15 protein-coding genes are annotated in these 18022 nt (G+C 76.5%); 14 read left to right on the forward strand and 1 reads right to left on the reverse strand.

Annotation, left to right across the window (positions count from 1 at the left end; all coding sequences use genetic code 11):
- Positions 1 to 21 precede the first annotated feature (21 nt).
- Positions 22 to 1215 (reverse strand): hypothetical protein, encoded by a 1194-nt coding sequence (locus AB0398_RS13140; protein WP_366374469.1) that lies wholly within the window; start codon positions 1213 to 1215, stop codon positions 22 to 24.
- Between the two features lie 87 nt (positions 1216 to 1302).
- On the opposite strand from AB0398_RS13140, the gene AB0398_RS13145 reads away from it, so the two are divergent.
- The 14 genes from AB0398_RS13145 (at position 1303) to AB0398_RS13210 (ending at position 17960) form a co-directional block, all read left to right on the forward strand.
- Entirely contained in the window at positions 1303 to 2307 is a 1005-nt protein-coding gene (locus tag AB0398_RS13145) for an ABC transporter substrate-binding protein (protein ID WP_366374471.1), read from the forward strand.
- Positions 2308 to 2435: 128 nt separating this feature from the next.
- The gene (locus AB0398_RS13150) at positions 2436 to 3470 is read left to right on the forward strand and encodes an iron ABC transporter permease (protein WP_366374550.1); all 1035 of its coding nucleotides are present in this window, start codon (positions 2436 to 2438) and stop codon (positions 3468 to 3470) included.
- A gap of 125 nt (positions 3471 to 3595) precedes the next feature.
- Positions 3596 to 4603, forward strand: a complete 1008-nt coding sequence (locus tag AB0398_RS13155) for an iron ABC transporter permease (protein ID WP_366374473.1) — start codon at positions 3596 to 3598, stop codon at positions 4601 to 4603.
- Between the two features lie 20 nt (positions 4604 to 4623).
- On the forward strand, positions 4624 to 5451 hold the full coding sequence (locus tag AB0398_RS13160; RefSeq protein WP_366374475.1) for an ABC transporter ATP-binding protein: 828 nt from the start codon (positions 4624 to 4626) through the stop codon (positions 5449 to 5451).
- Positions 5452 to 5507: 56 nt separating this feature from the next.
- On the forward strand, positions 5508 to 5621 hold the full coding sequence (gene amiA / locus AB0398_RS13165) for a streptamidine family RiPP (RefSeq protein WP_243900507.1): 114 nt from the start codon (positions 5508 to 5510) through the stop codon (positions 5619 to 5621).
- A gap of 91 nt (positions 5622 to 5712) precedes the next feature.
- Positions 5713 to 6699 carry a hypothetical protein gene (locus AB0398_RS13170; protein ID WP_366374477.1) on the forward strand — a complete coding sequence of 329 codons (987 nt, stop codon included), beginning with the start codon at positions 5713 to 5715 and terminating at the stop codon, positions 6697 to 6699.
- Positions 6696 to 8213: a CocE/NonD family hydrolase gene (locus AB0398_RS13175; protein ID WP_366374479.1), complete on the forward strand. Its 1518-nt coding sequence runs from the start codon at positions 6696 to 6698 to the stop codon at positions 8211 to 8213. Before AB0398_RS13170 ends, AB0398_RS13175 begins: the two co-directional genes overlap by 4 nt.
- The gene (locus AB0398_RS13180; protein ID WP_366374481.1) at positions 8210 to 9589 is read left to right on the forward strand and encodes a YcaO-like family protein; all 1380 of its coding nucleotides are present in this window, start codon (positions 8210 to 8212) and stop codon (positions 9587 to 9589) included. The genes AB0398_RS13175 and AB0398_RS13180 overlap by 4 nt, the downstream gene beginning before the upstream one ends.
- A gap of 101 nt (positions 9590 to 9690) precedes the next feature.
- Positions 9691 to 10920 (forward strand): SagB/ThcOx family dehydrogenase, encoded by a 1230-nt coding sequence (locus AB0398_RS13185; RefSeq protein WP_366374483.1) that lies wholly within the window; start codon positions 9691 to 9693, stop codon positions 10918 to 10920.
- A gap of 164 nt (positions 10921 to 11084) precedes the next feature.
- Positions 11085 to 12824: an ATP-binding cassette domain-containing protein gene (locus AB0398_RS13190; protein WP_366374485.1), complete on the forward strand. Its 1740-nt coding sequence runs from the start codon at positions 11085 to 11087 to the stop codon at positions 12822 to 12824.
- On the forward strand, positions 12821 to 14614 hold the full coding sequence (locus tag AB0398_RS13195; RefSeq protein WP_366374487.1) for an ABC transporter ATP-binding protein: 1794 nt from the start codon (positions 12821 to 12823) through the stop codon (positions 14612 to 14614). Before AB0398_RS13190 ends, AB0398_RS13195 begins: the two co-directional genes overlap by 4 nt.
- Before the next feature lie 373 nt (positions 14615 to 14987).
- The gene (locus AB0398_RS13200; protein WP_366374489.1) at positions 14988 to 15473 is read left to right on the forward strand and encodes a VTT domain-containing protein; all 486 of its coding nucleotides are present in this window, start codon (positions 14988 to 14990) and stop codon (positions 15471 to 15473) included.
- A 93-nt stretch (positions 15474 to 15566) separates the two neighbouring features.
- Positions 15567 to 15932: a DUF1801 domain-containing protein gene (locus tag AB0398_RS13205; RefSeq protein WP_366374491.1), complete on the forward strand. Its 366-nt coding sequence runs from the start codon at positions 15567 to 15569 to the stop codon at positions 15930 to 15932.
- A 66-nt stretch (positions 15933 to 15998) separates the two neighbouring features.
- Positions 15999 to 17960 (forward strand): acyl-CoA dehydrogenase family protein, encoded by a 1962-nt coding sequence (locus AB0398_RS13210; protein ID WP_366374493.1) that lies wholly within the window; start codon positions 15999 to 16001, stop codon positions 17958 to 17960.
- Positions 17961 to 18022: the final 62 nt, after the last annotated feature.

The following is an 18022-nucleotide window of genomic DNA, read 5'->3' on the forward strand; positions in this document are numbered from 1 at the left end:
GCGGCCCCCGGAGGGTTTCCTTCAGCGGCCCAAGGGGTCGCCGTCGGCGCCGTCGTCCCGGGTGAACAGCGCCGCGTGACCGCCGTGGTGCAGCGGCGTGTCCAGTCGCGGGCGGGCCGTCTCCCGGCCCGTCCGGGCGTCGACGAGGTGCACCTCCCCGTGGCCGCCCCGGGTCACGGCCACCCAGTCGGCGCCCGGTGAGGCGGCCACCGCGCGGCGCTGGACGCCCTCCCAGGGCGTGCCGCCGCGCCTCGGAGCGCCGGACATGGCCGGGAGGGGGACGCGGCGAAGGGCGCCGTCGTCGCCCAGGAGCACCAGTTCGTCGCCGTCGGGGTGGACGCGGGTGAAGGCGGTGCGGTCGCGGGCGAGGGCCAGCCGGAAGACCAGGCCGGGGCCGAGTCCGGTGAGGACCGTACGGCCCGTCCCCAGGTCGTGGCGCCACGCGTGGTTGGTCCAGTCCGGCCATCGCAGCGGGTCCGGGTCGCCGCCGCGCAGCGTGCTCCAGAGGGCCCGCCGGCGGGTGTCGAGGCGGAGGTACCAGCCCCGGGCGGGCGATTCCCAGGGGATCACCGGCCCGGCCACCAGCCCGTCGCCCTTCCTCCGGGTCGTGTGCACCCCCGCGCCCGTCGCCGCGAACACCCGCCCCGCCTGCGGGTCCTGGGCGTCGCCGTGCCCGTCGTCCGGCAGCGGCAGCAGCGCGTGCGGCGCGACCGCCGGGCAGCCCGGCGGCGCGGCCAGCAGGTCCGCGAACCGGTGGACGGCCAGCGCGCCGGGCTCCCGGTGCCGCAGGACGACGAGCGGGTCGCCGCCGCCCAGTACCGTCACGCCCGGTTCGCCGACGCGCGTGCGCACCCGGGCGGTCTCCCCGGTGGCCAGGTCGACGACCGTCAGCAGGTCCGACCACGGCTCGCCGTTCTTCCCCAGACCGGTGGTGACGGCCAGTCGGCGTCCGGACGGGTCGCAGGCCAGGTGCTCGGCCGGGACGGCCACCGGGATCGCGCGTTCCACCAGTTCCTCGCCGAAGGGATCGAGCACCAGGAGCTCTCCCCGGCGGTCGTCGACGCAGGCCACCCGTCCCCCCGGCAGCGCCAGGAACCCCGCGTGCTCGGACAGATGGCGTCCGGCGAGGCGCCCCGTGACCGTGCCGTCCGGCACGGACAGCGCGTACACGGCCCCGTCCACGTGGTCGGAGACGAGCAGTGCGGCAGCGGTCATGGGGTCCTCCGATGGTCTGTTTAGTGAAAACGATTATCATGTATGTTCGGTGCGTTCCAGGTTTCCGAAGAAGAAGCGAGGGCGTCGATGCCGCACGCACTGTCGAGATTCGTCCGTAGTTGGCTCACCGCGGCAGTGGTGGGCTCCGTCCTGGTCGGCTGCGGCTCGTCGGCCGGCGGGCCCGCGAGCGACAAGGCCGGACCGTTCCACGAGAAGTCCGGGTCCGCCGCGGGGGCCGGGGGTGCCGTCACCGTCGAACCCATCAGGGCGACGACCGAGTTGACCGACGTGAACGGCGTCGAGGTCGCCCCGAAGAAGAAGCCGGAGCGCATCGTCTGCCTCTTCGCGCTCTGCGACGACATCCTGACCGAGCTCGGCATCGTCCCGACGGCCACCAACAGCGCCCTGCTGGCCCACCCCGGTTTCCTGGGGAAGGAGAGGGCCGGAAAGGTCGCCGTCGTCCCGGGCGGATTCATCGCGCCGGAGGTGGAGGCGATCCTCTCCCACGAGCCGGACCTCGTGATCGGTCTGGGGGACACCCACGGCAAGCTCGCCCCCGCCCTGAAGGGCGCCACCACGTTCTGGCCCATGCAGCCCGAGACCTGGGAGGACAGCGTCGGATACCTGCGCGACGCCGCCGCCCTCACCGGCCGCACCGCCGAGGGGGAGAAGGCCGAGAAGGCCTTCCGGACCAAGCTCGCCGAGGCGCGGAAGGCCCCGAGCGACAAGACCGCCCTCGTCATATACGGAAGCGACGAGAACTTCGGCGTCGCGACTCCCGAGGGCGACGTGACCGCCAGCCTGTTCCCCGCGATCGCCGACTACCCGTGGAAGTCACGCGGCGTGGAGGGCAGTTACAGCCTCGAAGAGATCCTCGCCCGGGACGTCGACGTGCTGTTCGTCGAGACGATGAGCTTCGGCGACGCGAACGGCAAGCTGTCGGAGAAACTGGCGAAGAACCCCCTCTGGAGCAAGATCCCGGCGGTCCGGAACGGCCACGTCCACGAGGTGGACCCGGAGGTGTGGGCCAAGGGACGCGGCACCCGTTCGCTGGGCATCGTCCTCGACGAGGCCACGGCCGCACTGCGGTGAGGACGCCCTCCCCGGCGCCCGCCCCGCCGGACCGTACGGTGGACCGCGCCGGAGCCGGCACGGCGGGCGCCGGACCGCGGACCGCGCCCCGCGCGCGGCTGTGGCAGCCCCTCCTGGTGGTCACGGCACTGGTCGCGGCGGCGCTCTGCTCCCTCTGCCTCGGCACCCCGCAGGTCCCGCCGCACCGGCTCCCCGCCGCGCTGCTGGACGGGGACGCCACGCTCGCCGGGATCGTGGTCACCGAACTCCGGGTCCCCCGCCTGGTGTTGGCGCTGATCGCTGGAGCCTGTCTGGGCGCGGCGGGACTCGTGCTCCAAGAGGCCCTCCGCAACCCCCTGGCGGTGCCGGAGATGCTGGGCGTCTCGTCGGGCGCGGCGCTCGGAGTGGCCGCCCCGCTGGTGCTGGCCCTGCCCCTGCCCGCCGTGGCCCAACCGCTGCTCGCCCTCTGCGGAGCCGCGCTCGGCGGCGTCCTCACCCTGCTCGCCGCGGGCCTCGGGCGCAGCCCGTCGGCGGTGCTGCTGACCGGCGCCGCGGTCGCGGCCGCCCTCCAGTCCGCGCTGCTCGTCCTGATGGTCATGGCCGACCAGCTCGACCTCCAGCTCATCTACCGCTATCTGCTGGGCTCCCTCTCCGCCCGGACCTGGGACGACGTCGCGGGCCTGTGGCCGTGGCTGCTCGTCGCGCTGCCCGCCCTCGTCCTGTGCGCGCCGGTGCTCTCGGTGATGCGGCTCGGCGACGAGGACGCGGAGGCGCTGGGCGTGCGCGCCCGGCGGGCACGGCCGGCCGCGCTGGCCGTCGCCGTCGTCCTGATCGCACCGGTCACGGCCGTGTGCGGGCCCGTCGCGTGGGTCGGCTTCCTCGCCCCGCACCTGGCCCGGTGGTTCGCCCCCGGCTCGGGAGCGGTGCGCTGGCTGCCCTGGTCCGCCGCGTGGGGCGCCGTCGTGGTGGCGGTCGCCGACGTCCCCGCCCGGCTGGCACTCGCGCCCGTGGAGACGCCGGCCGGTGCCTGGACCGCCCTCCTGGGAGTACCGGCCGGCGTCGCCCTGATGCGGTCGGGCCGCCGCGGCCGGACGACCGGACGCGCGCCGACGAAGGAAGCCTTCGCACGAGCACGAGCGAGAGCACGGGCACGAGCGAGAGCGCGAATGCGAGCGAGAGCGTGAACGAGAGCGTGGATACGAGTACGAGTACGAGTGCGGGAACGAGTACGAGCGCCGCCGGGCGAGCCGCGGACGCCGTTCCCCGTCGTCGCCGAGGGGGCGCCTCGCGCCGGAACGGAGGACGCGCGGTGACCCGGCGTTTCGCGGTGCTCGCCGCCCTGGCCGTGGTGTGCGCGGCGGCGGAGCTGGTGGCCGGGCGCGGCATGTCCCCGGGCGCGGTCTGGGACGTACTGGGCGGTGGCGGCGACGCGACGGAACGCCACATCCTCCTCCAACTGAGGCTTCCCCGCACGCTGGTGGCCCTCGGCGCGGGCGCCTGCCTCGCCGTGGCCGGCCTCGTCCTGCAGTCCGCGCTGCGCAACCCCCTCGCCGGTCCCGAGGTGACCGGTGTGACACCGGGGGCGGTCCTCGGGGCCGTCACCGCGACGGCCCTGGGGCTCGCCGGATGGGACTCGCCTCTGGCCGTGGTGCTCGCGGCCTGCGCGGGAGGGTGCGCCGGGGCGCTGCTGCTCTGGCTGCTCGCCGGCCGCGGGGACGGCGACCCGGCCCGTACCGCCGTGCACGGAGTGCTGGTGTCGGCGGTGCTGGGCGGACTCACCGCCATGGTGCTGCTCGTGGAGCCGGGCGAACTCGGCAGCGTCGTGCAGTGGCTGGTGGGCACCACGGAGGGCCGGGTGTGGGAGCACTGGCACCTCCTCTGGCCCTGGGCGCTGGCCTGGGGTGCCGCGGCCTGGCTGCTCGCCGGGCCCCTGACCCTGCTGCGCTGCGGCGACGACATCGCCCTGGCCGCAGGCCTCTCCGCCCGCCGGGCCCGCACCCTCGCCCTGGTGTGCGCGGTGGCGCTGACGGCCGGCGCGGTGGCCGCCGTCGGGGCACTGGGCTTCGTGGGGCTGCTCGTACCGCACCTGGCCGTGGCCGTCTTCGGCGCCGACCTGCGGACGAGCCTCCCCGGCGCCGCCCTGACGGGCGCGGTCGTGGTCTGCGGGGCGGACGCCGTCGCGCAGCTCTCCTCGCGGCTGCTCGCCCTGACCCTGGACGCCGACCGGCTCACCCTGCCGGTCGGAGCGCTCACCGCCTGCCTTGGTGCCGTCCTGCTGCTGGTCGTGGTGCGCCGCGCACCGGGCCGTACGTTCTGAAAGCCGACGGAGGAGAGAGCATGACCCTGACCCGGACCATGGGGATACACGTCGAGGGGGTCCACTTCGGCTACCCCGCACGACCCGTGCTGCGGGGCGTCGACCTGACCGTACGACCGGGCGAACTGACCGCCCTCATCGGGCTCAACGGCTGCGGTAAGTCGACCCTGCTGCGGCTGGCCGCGGGGCTGCTCCGGCCGGACCGCGGGCGCGTGCTGCTCGGCGGGGAGGACCTGGCCGGGCTCTCCCGGCGCGCCACGGCGACGCGGGTGGCGCTGCTGCACCAGTCCGCGCCCGCCGTGCCGGGGATGACGGTCCGCCACCTGGTGCGCCAGGGGCGGTACGCGGCCCGCGGCCCGCTGGGCATGCTGCGGGAGGGGGACGACCCCGTCGTGCGCCGGGCGCTGCGCGACGTCGGCGTGGAGCGGTGGGCCGACCGGGACGTCGACGCGCTGTCCGGGGGCGAGCGGCAGCGGGTGCGGCTCGCGATGGCGCTCGCCCAGGACACCCGCGTCCTGCTGCTCGACGAACCCACCACCTATCTGGACCTGCACCACCAGCTCGACGTGCTCAGGACGGTGGTCCGCCTGCGCGAGGAGCGCGGGCTCACCGTGGTGATGGTGCTGCACGACCTGGCCCACGCCGCCCGGTTCGCCGAGCGGGTCGTCGCCCTGCGCGAAGGGCTCGTGGTGGCCGACGGGGCGCCGAAGGAGGTCGTCACGCCGGGGCTGCTCGCGGACGTGCTGAAGGTGGCCGGCCGCGTCGGCAGGGACCCGGAGGGGGGCTGGCCGGTGTGTTACCCAGATCACCCCCTGCCCAATGTAGAAAATGAAAATCATTTCGATTAGTGTCGGTCACGGCGCTCGACCGAACGCCACATCTCCCTTACAAACAAGGAGAGTTCATGGACAACGAGCAGATCTTCGCCCCGATCGCCGACCCGGGTCAGCTGGCCCACGACTCGGCCTCCCACTCCAACGCGCTCGTCGAGAACCCCTTCGAGGACACCGAGGAGTAAGCGAGGGCCTCACCACCCTCGACCGTGGGCCCGCCCGCCGCATCGCGGGCGGGCCCACGCCCATGACAAGCCCTGCAGTCAGGAGATCGCCGTGTCCCGCAACCGGCTCGCACCCGGTGTCGAAGTCGTCGCCGTACCCGGACGGGGCCTCGCCGTCCGCACGGCCGAGGGAGAGTTCCTCACCGTCAGGACGGGACGCGCGGACGAGGACGCCCTGCTCGCCCTGCTCTCGGGCGCCCCCGGGACTCCGGCGGACGAGGAACTGCGCCGCGTGGTCCGGGGCTTCGAGGAGGCCGGCTACCTGGCGGACGCGGCACGGCCCCCGCGGTGGCCCGCCGCGCGCCGGGACGTCCGGCTCCTCGGCGACCCGGCACTGACCGGCCCGCTGGCCGCCCACCTGACCGCCCTGGGGGCCGCTCCCCGGACGACGCCCCTCACCCCTCGCACGACGTCCGCCGCGAGCGCCGCGTCGCCGCCGGGAACGGAGGAGCTGCTCGACGGGGACCCCGCCGCCGTCGTGTGGTGCCTCGACGGACCCGTGCCCGACGGGCTCTGGGACGCCGCCGACCGGCTTCCCGAGCACGGGACCGCCTGGCTCCGCTGCCACCGCGAGGGCCTGCGGGCGTACGTCGAACCGCTCGCCGCCGTTCCCGGAGACGTCACGGCGGCGCACGTCCGGGCCCGCCGGCTCGCCGCCACCCCGGCCCACCGCGAACTGGCCGCCTACTGGAGCGGACCCCGCACGTCCGGCGGACCGGTCCCGCTCTCCGTCCCCGCCGCCGCGCTGCTCGCGGCCCTCCTCGCCGACGACCTCGCCCGCTGGGCCACCGGAGCCCCGGACGGGACGGGCGCGACGGGCGTCCCGGCGCGGCGCCGGCTCCGGCAGGTGGACCTGCGCACGCTGACCGTCACCGAACACCCGGTCCTCCCGGTGCCGGCCGTCGCACCGACGCCTGCCGCCGTACCGGTTCCCGCTGCCGTACCGACGCCCGCCGTCGCATCCACGCTTGCTGTCGTATCGACGCCCGCCGCCACATCGACGCTCGCCGTCGCACCCCTGCCGGAGAAGGACGGATGACGTCCCTTCGGGCGCACGTCGACGGCCTCGCCACGGACGTACGGCTCCCCGACGGTCCCGGCCCCTTCCCCGCCGTCCTCGTCCGCACCCCCTACGACCGCACCCGGCACCGGGCCGAGGCGCACGGCTGGGCCCGCCGGGGCTTCGCCGCCGTCGTCCAGGACGTACGGGGCCGGTTCGCCTCGGCGGGGGAGTGGCGCCCGTACGAGAACGAGGCCGCCGACGGGACGGCGACGGCGCGGTGGCTCCGGCGGCAGCCGTGGAGCGACGGACGGTACGTCGCCGTCGGCAGCTCCTACGGCGCCCACTGCGCCCTCGTCCTCGCCCTCGAAGCGGACCGGGAGGCACGGCCGGACGCCGTCGTCGCGGCCGTGCCCGCGCTCGGCGCCGCCGAGACGGCGCGCGAGCCCTCGGGGACGGAGAGGCTGCTGTCCCGCGCCGGGTGGTGGGCCGCCCACGGCGACCGGCGCGACTCCGACGAGGGCGCGCTGGGCGCGGCCCTGGCGGCCGACCCCGGCCTGCTCGCCCACCTGCCGCTCACCGGCCTCCCCGACCGGCTGGGCCGGAGCCTGCCCTCCTGGGCGGGGCTGTGGCGGCACCAGGAGCGCGGCCGCCTCGCGGCGCGGGCCGTGGACGCCGGCATGCCCCTGCTCGCGGTCGGCGGGCACCACGACCACTTCACCGAGGACACCGTCGCCCTGTGGCGCGCCTGGGGCGGGCCCTCGGCCCGCCTGCTCCTCGGCCCCTGGGGCCACGGCCTCACCTCCGTGCCCGGCCCCGACGCCGGCCCCGCCCACCGGGTGAACCTCGGCGACCTGTACGTGAGCTGGGCCCGCCGAGCCCTGACCGGCGGGCTCGCCCCCGGCCGCCGCGGCGCGCTGGCGCTGGGCGGGGGCGACGTGTGGCTGCCCGCGGACACGGAGGGCGAACCGCGCGCGTACGGCCTGCGGCTGCTGCGCGGCTCCGTCTTCACCGCCGACCCCGACCGTCCCGTACGCTCCGACGACCTCCGGGTGCCCGCCGACGGGGAACCCGCCCGCTGCCTGCTGGCCACGCCGCCGCTGCCGCGCCCGCTCGACGCCGTGGGGCCCGTACGGGTGGGACTGCGGGCCACCGCCGACACCCCGTCCGCCGACTGGATCGCCCGGCTCGTCGCCCTCGCCCCGGAAGGGACCGCCGAACGGCTCGCCGTCGGCGTCCTGCGCCGCGAGCGGAGAGCGGACCGGGCGGACCGGGCGGACCGGGCGGACCGGGCGGACCGGGCGGAAGAGTTCACCATCGACCTCGGCCGGATCGCGCGCCGGCTGCGCGCCGGCGTGCGGCTGCGCCTGGAGATCGCCGGACACCACTTCCCCGCGCACGCCCGCAACCCCCACACCGGCGACGACCCGGTCACGGCCCGCCGACTGCTCCCCTCCCGGCGGGAGGTCGACCCCGAGGGCGTGACGCTGACCCTGCACGTCCTCGCCTCCCGCCCCACCCCCACCGACCCCTCCCAGGAGATCCCGCGATGACGGCGCTGCCGCTGGACACACTCGTCGACCCCCTCTGCGGCATCGTCCGCAAGGTCAAGCCCGTCGAACACCCCCCGGGCACCCCGCCCCGCTACACCGCGCTCACCGCCGAGGTGTCCGACGCCCGCAGACTCGGCCTGTGGCCGGCCGACCGGGTCTCCCTCGGCACCACCTTCGGCGACCCCGAACAGGCACGCGTCGCGGCGATAGCCGAGGGCGTGGAGCGGTACTGCGGCAACCGCGTGCCCCCGCCCGGCCACCCCGACGCACCCCTGCGCGCCACCGCCGCCGAACTGGTCGAGAAGGGCCTGCGGCTCTACGGCCCCGGCGACCTGCCCGCCTACGCGCCGTGGCAGTACGCCCGGGAGAAGTTCCCGTACCGCCCCCTCACCGCCGACACCCCGTCCCTGTGGACACGCGGCACCGAACCGCTGCCCGACGGGCGCACGACGGAGGTCTGGGCGCCCGTCGCCCTCACCCACCTCAACTGGCGCCAGGGCGACCTGCGCGCCCTGCCCCGCACCCACCACCTCAACTACGCGGGCATCGCCACCGGGCAGGGCTTCGACGACGCCGTCGAACGCGGCCTCCTGGAGACCGTCGAGCGCGACGCCCTGGAACTGTGGTGGCACCTCGACGGACCGGCCCGCGGCATCGACCCGGCCACTGTGCCCGGCCTCCTGGACGACCTGGCCGGATCCGCGCTCGACGTCCACCTCGTCGAGATGCCCTCGGAGTTCGCCCCGTGCATGGCCGCCCTCGTCCACGACCCGCGCCTCGGCCTGTACGCGGCCGGGTTCGCCTGCAAGTACGACCCGGCCGAGGCCGCCCGCAAGGCGGTCCTCGAAGCCGTCCACACCTGGGTCTTCACCCAGGGCCTGACCGGCCCCGACGGCTGGGTCTTCCAGGCCGTCGAGGCCGGCCTGCTGGCCCGCGGGCTCTATCTGGACCACCGCGCCGACGGCCGGTACCTGGACGCGTGCGGCGAGCGGTTCGAGCACGTGCGGGACCTGGGCGCGCACGTGCAGGTGTGGCTGGACGGGCGGATGGCGGGCGAGGCGAGGCGGTTCACCGAACCCGCCCTCGGGACCGTCTCCGTCGACGCCGTCGAGCCCGGCGGCCGCGAACGGCTGGACGCCGCGCTGCGCGCGGGCGGCCACCGCCTCATGACGTTCGACCTGACCACGGAGGACGTGGCCGAGACGTCCCTGCGGGTGGCCCGGGTCCTCGTCTCCGGCCTCCTCCCCAACGCCCCCGCCGCCTTCGGCTACTTCGGCTGCCCGCGCCTCGCCGAAGCGGCCGTCCGGCGCGGCTGGCGCACGACCGCACCGGAAGCGCCCGAGGACTTCACCCTCGCGCCTCCGCCGCACATGTGAGGAACACCGTGGAACGCCTTCGCGCCGACCGCCCGGCGGGCGGGGAACATCCGTGCGGCGACCGCCCGACGGGCGGGGAACACGCCTGTGCCGAAGCCCTCATGGAGGGGAAGCACCTCCGCGTCGGCCGTCCGGCGGACGGGGCACACCCTCGGACCGACGCCGACCGTCCGGCCGACGGGCGGCACCCCGGTGAGGGGCGCCCCGAGGACCTCGCCGCCGAACTCGCCCTCGCTCGCTCCTCCCTGGCCCCCGGCCCCGACACGTCCGCCGGTCCGGCCGTTCCCGCCTGGCCGGGGCCATCGCGCCCGATTCCGGACCCCGGCCCGGCGGAACTCGACCTGGGGACCCTGCTGCGCCTCTCCCTGGCGGCCTCGGACGCCTCCGGGCGGCTGCGCCCGACCGCCTCCGCCGGCGCGCTGCACCCGGTGGACACCGAACTCGTCGTGGGCACCGGCTGCTCCCTGCCGCCCGGCCGCTACGGCTACGACCCGCTGCGCCACCGCGTCCACCGCCTCGGCCGGCAGCCCGACGGCACGCCGCCGGGCGTGACCGCCGAACTCTCCGTCACCGCCCGGCGCACCGCCTCCCACTACGGCCACCGCGCCCGGCCGCTCCTGCTCCTCGACACCGGGCACGCCGCCGCCGCGCTGTTCCTCGCGGCCCGCGCGACGGGCGCGGGAGAGCCCGAACCCGTCCTGGACGGAGCCGCCGGGCACCCGTTGGCGGCCGTACGCATCGCCCCGCCCGGCCCGGCCGGTTCCTCGTCCTCCCGGTCGTCGTCGCGCACACCCACCCACGAAGAACTGCTGACCCGCCGCAGCGCCCCGCCACCGTTGACGGGACCTCCGTCCCCGGACGCGCTGCGCGCGGTCCTCGCCGCCGCGGTCGCCGCGGGCGGCGACGACCTGCGGTGGTGCGCCGCCGTGGGCCCGCCGGAGCCCGGCCTCGTGGACCTGGCCCCCGACGGTACGGCGCCGCGCCGGTGCGCGGCGGGCGAGGCCCGCCCGACGCTCGCGGCCTGGGCGGCGGGCCAGGCGTGGATCGCCGACGCGGGCGCCGTCCTGCTCGCCCGCGGCTGCCCCGAGGACGCCGACGCGCCGCACATCCGCCGCACCCACCTGCGGGCCGGGTTCGCCGTCCACCTCGCCCACCTCACCGCCCGACAGCACGGCCTGGCCGCCCGGCCCGTGGGCTCCTGGCAGCGGGCCGACCTCGGCGCCGCGCTCGGCGCCGCCCCCGGCCGGGACTGGATCGTCCACGCCCTGGCCCTCGGGGGTGTCCGACACATGCCCGCGGCGTCGCGGCGCCCGTCACGCACGCCCCCGTAACCCTTCGGGCACGGGGCCCCGGCCGCGTTGCCGAACCGCCCACGCGGCTCCGCCACGAGGGCACTCCGGCGCCTCGCGATCGCACGCACCGGACGCCGCTCCCTCTCCCGCGCCCATGCGTCAGACACCCCCGGCACCCGTCACGCCGACGAGGAGAACACCCCGTGATCGTCCACCCCGAACTGCGCCGCGCCGCCCGGCGCGCACGCCGCCCCCTGCTCGCCGCCACCCTCCTGCAGGGCGCCGTCGCCCTCACCCACCTCGCCCAGGCGGCCCTGCTCGCGCTCGCCCTCGCCGACCTGGCCCGCGGCCGCGCCGAACGGCTCCCCTGGCTCCTCGCCGCGGTGCTCGCCGCCGTCGCCGCCCGCGCCGGGCTCGGCACGTGGCAGCGGAGCACCGCCACCCGCGCCGGAGCGCGGGTCAGGGTGGCGCTGCGGGACGAACTCCTCGACCGCCTGGGACGCCTGGGGCCCGCGCATCTGACCACCGCGCGCGCCGGAGCCGTCCGTACGACCCTCGTCGACGGGGTGGAGGGCGTCGACGCCTACGTCTCGCGCTACCTGCCCCAGCTCCTCGTCACCCTGACCGTGCCGCCCCTGGTGCTCGCCGTCCTGGCCGTCGTGGAACCACCGGCGCTGCTCGGCCTGGTCCCCGCCCTGCTGCTCGCCCTGTGCGGCCCGCGCGCCTGGGACCACCTCCTGGCCGCCCGGGGCAAGGAGCACTGGGACACGTACGAGGGACTGGGCGCCGACTACCTGGAAGCCCTGCAGGGCATGCCGGCGCTGCGCGCCGCCGGCGCGGTCGGCCGCACCCGCGCCCGCCTGGAGGAGCGCTCGGCGGCCCTGCACCGGGCGACCGTCGCCAAACTCCGCGTCTCCCTGGCCGACACCGGCATCACGGACCTCGCGATCCAGGGCGGCACCGCCGCCGCGGCGCTCCTCGCCTGCCACGCGGCCCTCGGCGGGTCCACCACGGCGACCGGCACCTATCTGGTGCTGCTCCTCGCCTCCGAGTGCTTCCGGCCGGTCCGCGACCTGGCCCGTGAGTGGCACGCCGGCTACCTCGGGGTGTCGGCGGCGGACGGGATCGCGGCACTGCGCACCGCCGAGCCGGGCGTCCGCGACACCGGGACGGCCCCCGCGGACTGGCCGGCACCCCCTGAGCTGCGCTTCGAGGACGTCCGGTTCACCTACGGCGGCGCGACGGCGCCCGCCCTCCACGGCGTCTCCTTCACCGCACCGGCGGGACGCACCACCGCGGTCGTCGGCCCGTCCGGCGCGGGCAAGTCCACCCTCCTCGCCCTGCTCCTGCGCCACCACGACCCGGACGGGGGCCGCGTCACCCTCGGCGGGCGCCCCGCCGCCGCGTACTCCCTCGACGCGCTCCGGCGGGGCGTCGCCGTGGTGTCGCAGGAGACGTACCTCTTCCACACCACCATCGCCGACAACCTGCGCACGGCCCGCCCCGGCGCCACGGACGACGAGCTTGCGGCGGCGGCGCGCACCGCCGGCGTCCACGACGAGATCGCCGCCCTCCCCGACGGCTACGCCACCGTCCTCGGCGAACGCGGCGCCACCCTCTCCGGCGGACAGCGGCAGCGGCTCGCCCTCGCGCGGGCCCTGCTCGCGGACGCCCCGGTCCTCGTCCTGGACGAGGCGACCAGCTCGGTCGACGAACGCCGGGAGGCCGGCATCGTCCGCGAACTCCTCGACGCCGCCGGCGACCGCACCGTCCTGGTCGTCGCCCACCGGCTCTCCGCCGTCCGCCACGCCGACCGGATCGTCGTCCTCGACGCGGGACGGGTGGACGCCGTCGGCGACCACACCGGCCTGGTCGAGGCCGGCGGCGTCTACACGCGACTCGTCGAGGCCGGCCACACCCACCGAGGAGAACGCGCCGCATGAGCAGCACCACGGAAACCGCCGCCACCGCCGGGGCCCCCACCACCGGAACCGCTCCCGCCCCCGAGGCGGACGTACCCGCCCCCGGGGCCCTCCGCGCCCTCCTCCCCGCCCTCGCCGGGCACCGCGCCATGACGGCCCGCACCTGCGCCGCCGCCCTGCTCGAACAGGGCTCCCTCGTCGCCCTCGTGACGCTCGCGGCGCACACCGTGGGAACGGCCGTCATCGCGGCGCAGGCCCCGTCGCCCGGCACCGTCGCCGCGCTCGTCGCCCTGGTCCTCGTACGGGCCCTGGCGACCTGGCGCGAGATGGACCTCTCGCACGACCTGGCCTACCGGGTCCTCGCCGCCCTGCGCGTACGCGTCTTCGACGGGCTCGCCCGCAGCGCGCCCGCCCGCGTCGCCGGACGGCGCAGCGGGGACCTCGCGGCCACCGCCACGGCCGACGTGGAGGCGCTGGAGTTCTTCTACGCCCACACCACCGCCCAGCTCCTGGCGGCGGGGACGGTCCTCACCGGCGGCACGGCGGTCCTCGCCGCGGTGGAGCCGTGGCTCCTCGCGGCCGTGCTGCCGGTCGCGGCCCTGCTCGCCGCGGCCCCCTTCGCCGAGGCGCGCGGGAGCGCGGCGCGCGGCGCCCGCACCCGGGCGGCCCTCGCGGAGCTGTCGGCCGACACGGTGGAGACCGTCGACGGACTGCGCGAGCTGCTCGCCTTCGGCGCGCTCCCCGGGCGGCGGCGCCGGCTGGCGGAGGGCGGGCGGCGGCTGGGCGACGCCCAGCGCGCCGAGGCCGCGTGGGAGGCCAGTGCCGCCGCGGTCCGCGACCTCCTCGTCGTGGCGGCGGTCCTCGGCGTGGTCGCCGTGGCCGCCCAGTCCATGGCCTCGGGACGGCTGCACGGCGCCTGGGCCCCGGCGGCGACGGCGCTCTCTCTGGCCGTCCTCGGCCCCGTCGCGGAATCGGCCCGTTCGCTGAGCCGGGCCATGTCCCTGCGCGCCGCCGCCGCCCGCGTCGGAGCGGCGGTCGAGGCCCCCGCGCTCGCCCCGCCGCCCGCCGTGCCCCGCCCGCTCCCGCCCGGCCCGCTGGGCGTCCGGCTGCGCGGAGTCGGGTTCGACTACGGCGGCGGCCCCGTCCTCGACGGCGTCGAGCTGACCGTCCGCGCGGGGGAGACGCTCGCCCTGGTCGGTGCCTCGGGCGCCGGGAAGTCGACCTGCGCCCACCTCCTGGCCCGCTTCTGGGACCCCACCGTGGGAGAGGTGCAGCTGATACCGGCCGACGGGGACGCCGTCGACCTGCGCGAGCTGGCCGACGCCGAGCTCCGGCGCGCCGTCGCGCTGGTCGGCCAGGAGGCGCCCCTCTTCCACGGCACCCTCGCCGAGAACCTGCGGCTCGCCGCCCCCGAGGCCGACGAGGACCTCCTCGCCGAGACGGCCCGCCTGTGCGGCGTCGACCGGATCGCGCCGCTGGACACCCCGGTCGGCGAGCGCGGCGCCACCCTCTCCGGGGGCCAGCGGGCCCGCGTCGCCCTCGCCCGGGCGCTCCTGGCCCGGCCGCGCGTCCTGGTCCTGGACGAGTCCACCGCCCACCTGGACAACGCGAGCGACGCCCGGATCGCGGCCGCGCTCCACCGGGAGGGGCGCACCACCGTCGTCATCGCCCACCGCCGCGCCACCATCCGCAGGGCCGACCGCATCGCTGTCCTGGAAGCCGGGCGCATCGCCGAGGAGGGCACCTGGGACGAGCTCATCGCCCGCCCCGACGGCGCCCTCCACCGCAGCCTCGCCCGCCTGCCCTCCTGAGGAGGGCGGTGCCCCGGACGCGTCGCGGGCCGTGCGGCACACGGGCCGCGCGGGCATGATCCCGGGCGGCGGTGGGGAGGCTGCCCTTCCGGCATCCGGATGCGTGTGTCCGGCGTACGGGCGTTCGGTTAACCTGGCTGTTCCGGGGAGCCCGGCCCGGCGCCGGGCCCGGACCCCGGGCCGCCACGGCGGGAACGCGGAGACGGAACGGGCAGAGGCGGACCTCAGGTGAGAAGCGGAGACCGGGCGCGCACCCGTCACGGGCACGCCGGGACGGGCCCTTCGGAACGGTCGGCGGAGCACGCCCGCCCCGGGGCCCGTCCGGCGGACCAGGGGCGTACGGGTCCCGGCCCGGCGTCCGGGAAGGGGCGCCGTGGATAAGATCGCGCTCACGGCCGGCGCCCTGTACGTCATCGTCCTCCTGCGCGCCGGAGGCACCTTCACCCTCGGGTGGCTCACCGGCGCCGGTGCCCGGCGCAGCAGGCTCGCCGGACGGATCTCCTCGGCCAAGTTCCTGCGCGCGGAGCGGGCGATCCAGCGCTGGGGCGCTCCGGTGGTCGCCGTCTCCTTCCTGACCGTCGGCTTCCAGACCGCCGCCAACTTCCTCGCGGGCAGCATGCGGATGCCCCTGCCGCGCTACCTCCCCGCGCTGTTCGTCGGGGGAGCGGCCTGGGCCCTGATCTACGCGACGGCCGGGCTCGGGGTGCTCGAAGTGCTGGCGAGGCTGTTCGCCGAGCGGCCGGCCCTCGGGGCCGCCGCGGTCGCCGCGCTCCTCCTCGCGGCGTGCGGCGCGGTGCTGTACCGCAGGCGCCGCGCCGCCGCCCAAGCCACCGACGAGGCCGCGCCCGAAGGAGCCTGAGCCCGGAACCACCCGTACCGCCGCCGGACGCCGAGGTCCCCCGTTGACCTCTCCCCGTTGATGCGGGACCCGGCCACGGCATAGCCTCGTGGAATGGCGCACAGCGAGGCCCGCGACGTCGACGGGTACATGAGCGGGCTGTCCGGGGAGCGCGCGGCCGCGCTGGCCGAGGTGCGGCGGCTGTGCCTCGAAGAGCTGACGGGCTTCGACGAGGTCATGGCGTACGGGATGCCCGCGTACGAGCGGGACGGCGTCTGCGAGATCGCGTTCGCCGCCCAGAAGCAGTACCTCTCCTTCTACCTGATGCGCGGCGACGTCCGCGAGGCCTTCGAGGAGCGGCTGGCCGGTCAGGACATGGGCAAGGGCTGCCTGCGGTTCCGCAAGCCGGAGAGCGTCGACCACGCCCTGCTGCGGGACCTGCTCAGGGCCACCGCCGCCCGGCCCGGCGAGAGCCGCTGACACCGTCCGGCACCCGCGCCACCGGGTGCCCCGCTTGATCGTCCCGGGGCGGGGTAGCGAAGGGGCATGGCCACCGACAACGCATCCCCCTCCGAGAGCGGCTACACACAGCCCGAGATCGACGTCCCGGCACTGGCCGAGGCGCTCGACGGCGAGTACGCCGGGATCCGCGACCTCGTCCGGACCAACCTGGTGACCCACGCCTCCGTCCTCGACGACGCCGACGAGCTCGGCGTCGACGCGTTCCGCGAACGGGTGCGCGAGATCGTGGTCGAGATGGCGGCGACGGGACAGACCGGCATGGGCTTCCCGGCCGAGTACGGCGGGGGAGGGGACGTCGGGGCCTCGATCGCCGCGTTCGAGACGCTCGCCTTCGGCGACCTGTCGGTCCTGGTGAAGAGCGGCGTGCAGTTCGGGCTCTTCGGCGGCGCGATCCTGCACCTGGGCACCGAGCGCCACCACGAGGCCTACCTGCCGGACCTGATCGCCGGGCGGCTCATGGGGTCCTTCGCGATGACGGAGAGCGGACACGGCTCCAACGTCCAGGCGCTCGGCACCGTCGCCAGGTACGACGCCGAGACCCGGGAGTTCGTCATCACCACCCCCGACGACGCGGCGCGCAAGGACTACATCGGCAACGCGGCCCGCCACGCCGAACTGGCCGTCGTCTTCGCCCAGCTGGAGGTGGGCGGCACGTCCGAGGGCGTGCACGCCTTCGTCGTGCCCGTCCGGGTGGGCGGCGAGACCGCGCCCGGCGTCCGCATCGAGGACGACGGACGCAAGATGGGCCTCAACGGCGTCGACAACGGCCGCATCTGGTTCGACGGCGTGCGGGTGCCGCGCGAGGCGCTGCTCGACCGGTTCGCCGACGTCAGCCCCGAGGGCGTCTACACCAGCCCGATCGAGAACCCGAACCGGCGCTTCTTCACCATGCTCGGCACCCTGGTGCAGGGCCGGGTCAGCATCGGCGGCGCCGGGGTCGGCATCGCCAAGGTCGCCCTGGCGATCGCCGTGAAGTACTCCGTACGGCGCAGGCAGTTCGAGGCGTCACCGGGCTCGGAGGAGCAGCTCCTCCTCGACTACGGGCTCCACCAGCGCCGGCTGCTGCCGCTCGTCGCGCGCACGTACGCGCTGCACTTCGCGCAGGACGTCGTCCGCGCACAGCTCCACGACGTCTTCTCCGGCACCGGGGACGACCCGCAGGCACGCCGCCGCCTGGAGTCACGGGCCGCCGGCACCAAGGCGCTCGGCACCTGGCACGCCACCTGGACCGTCCAGGAGTGCCGCGAGGCGTGCGGCGGCGCCGGCTACCTCGCCGTCAACCGGTTCGCCGCCCTCAAGGCCGACAGCGACGTCTTCACCACCTTCGAGGGCGACAACCACGTCCTGCTCCAGCTCGTGGCCAAGGGCCTGCTCACCGACCACGCGAGCGAGTTCGAGGACCTCGACCAGCTCGGCATGGTCCGCTACGTCACCGGCCTCGCCGTCGAGACGGTCATGGAGCGCACCTCGGCCCACAAACTGCTCGAACGGGTCCGCGACCTGCTGCCCGGCGGCGACGAGTGGGACCGGGAGGCCGGACTGCTCGACCCGGAGTACCAGCTCGCGATGGTCCGCTACCGCGAGGAGCACATGCTCGCGGGCGTCGCCCGGCGGCTCAAGCACGGCATCGACCGCAAGCAGGACCCCGGCGCCGTCTTCTCGCAGGTCCAGGACCACGTCATCGCACTCGCCCACGCGCACGTCGAACGCCTCGTCCTCGAAGCGTTCGTCGACGGGGTGCGGGCGATGCCCGAGGGCGGCAACAAGGACGCGCTCGGCCTGCTGTGCGACCTGTTCGCCCTCTCGACGATCGAGGCGGACCGGGCCTGGTTCATGGAGCACGGCCGGCTCACCGTCCAGCGCTCCAAGGCGATCACCCGTGAGGTGAACGACCTCTGCCGCAAGGTCCGCCCCCTCGCGGTCGACCTCGTCGACGCCTGGCGCGTCCCGCCGGAGATGCTGCGCGCGCCGGACCTGGTGGGCTGACGGCCCGACGACGCGGTGCGACACGGCCGGCCGTGTCGCACCGCGTCGTCGGGCCGGGCCGG

The organism is Streptomyces sp. NPDC086147, from assembly GCF_040702165.1.
GTDB lineage: Bacteria > Actinomycetota > Actinomycetes > Streptomycetales > Streptomycetaceae > Streptomyces.

Coding starts and splice junctions, on each gene's coding strand:
- AB0398_RS13185 (WP_366374483.1), top strand. CDS start 9,691: ATGGAGGGGAAGCACCTCCGCGTCGGCCGTCCGGCGGACGGGGCACAC.
- AB0398_RS13210 (WP_366374493.1), top strand. CDS start 15,999: ATGGCCACCGACAACGCATCCCCCTCCGAGAGCGGCTACACACAGCCC.
- AB0398_RS13175 (WP_366374479.1), top strand. CDS start 6,696: ATGACGTCCCTTCGGGCGCACGTCGACGGCCTCGCCACGGACGTACGG.
- AB0398_RS13160 (WP_366374475.1), top strand. CDS start 4,624: ATGACCCTGACCCGGACCATGGGGATACACGTCGAGGGGGTCCACTTC.
- AB0398_RS13195 (WP_366374487.1), top strand. CDS start 12,821: ATGAGCAGCACCACGGAAACCGCCGCCACCGCCGGGGCCCCCACCACC.
- AB0398_RS13140 (WP_366374469.1), bottom strand. CDS start 1,215: ATGACCGCTGCCGCACTGCTCGTCTCCGACCACGTGGACGGGGCCGTG.
- AB0398_RS13180 (WP_366374481.1), top strand. CDS start 8,210: ATGACGGCGCTGCCGCTGGACACACTCGTCGACCCCCTCTGCGGCATC.
- AB0398_RS13205 (WP_366374491.1), top strand. CDS start 15,567: ATGGCGCACAGCGAGGCCCGCGACGTCGACGGGTACATGAGCGGGCTG.
- amiA (WP_243900507.1), top strand. CDS start 5,508: ATGGACAACGAGCAGATCTTCGCCCCGATCGCCGACCCGGGTCAGCTG.
- AB0398_RS13145 (WP_366374471.1), top strand. CDS start 1,303: ATGCCGCACGCACTGTCGAGATTCGTCCGTAGTTGGCTCACCGCGGCA.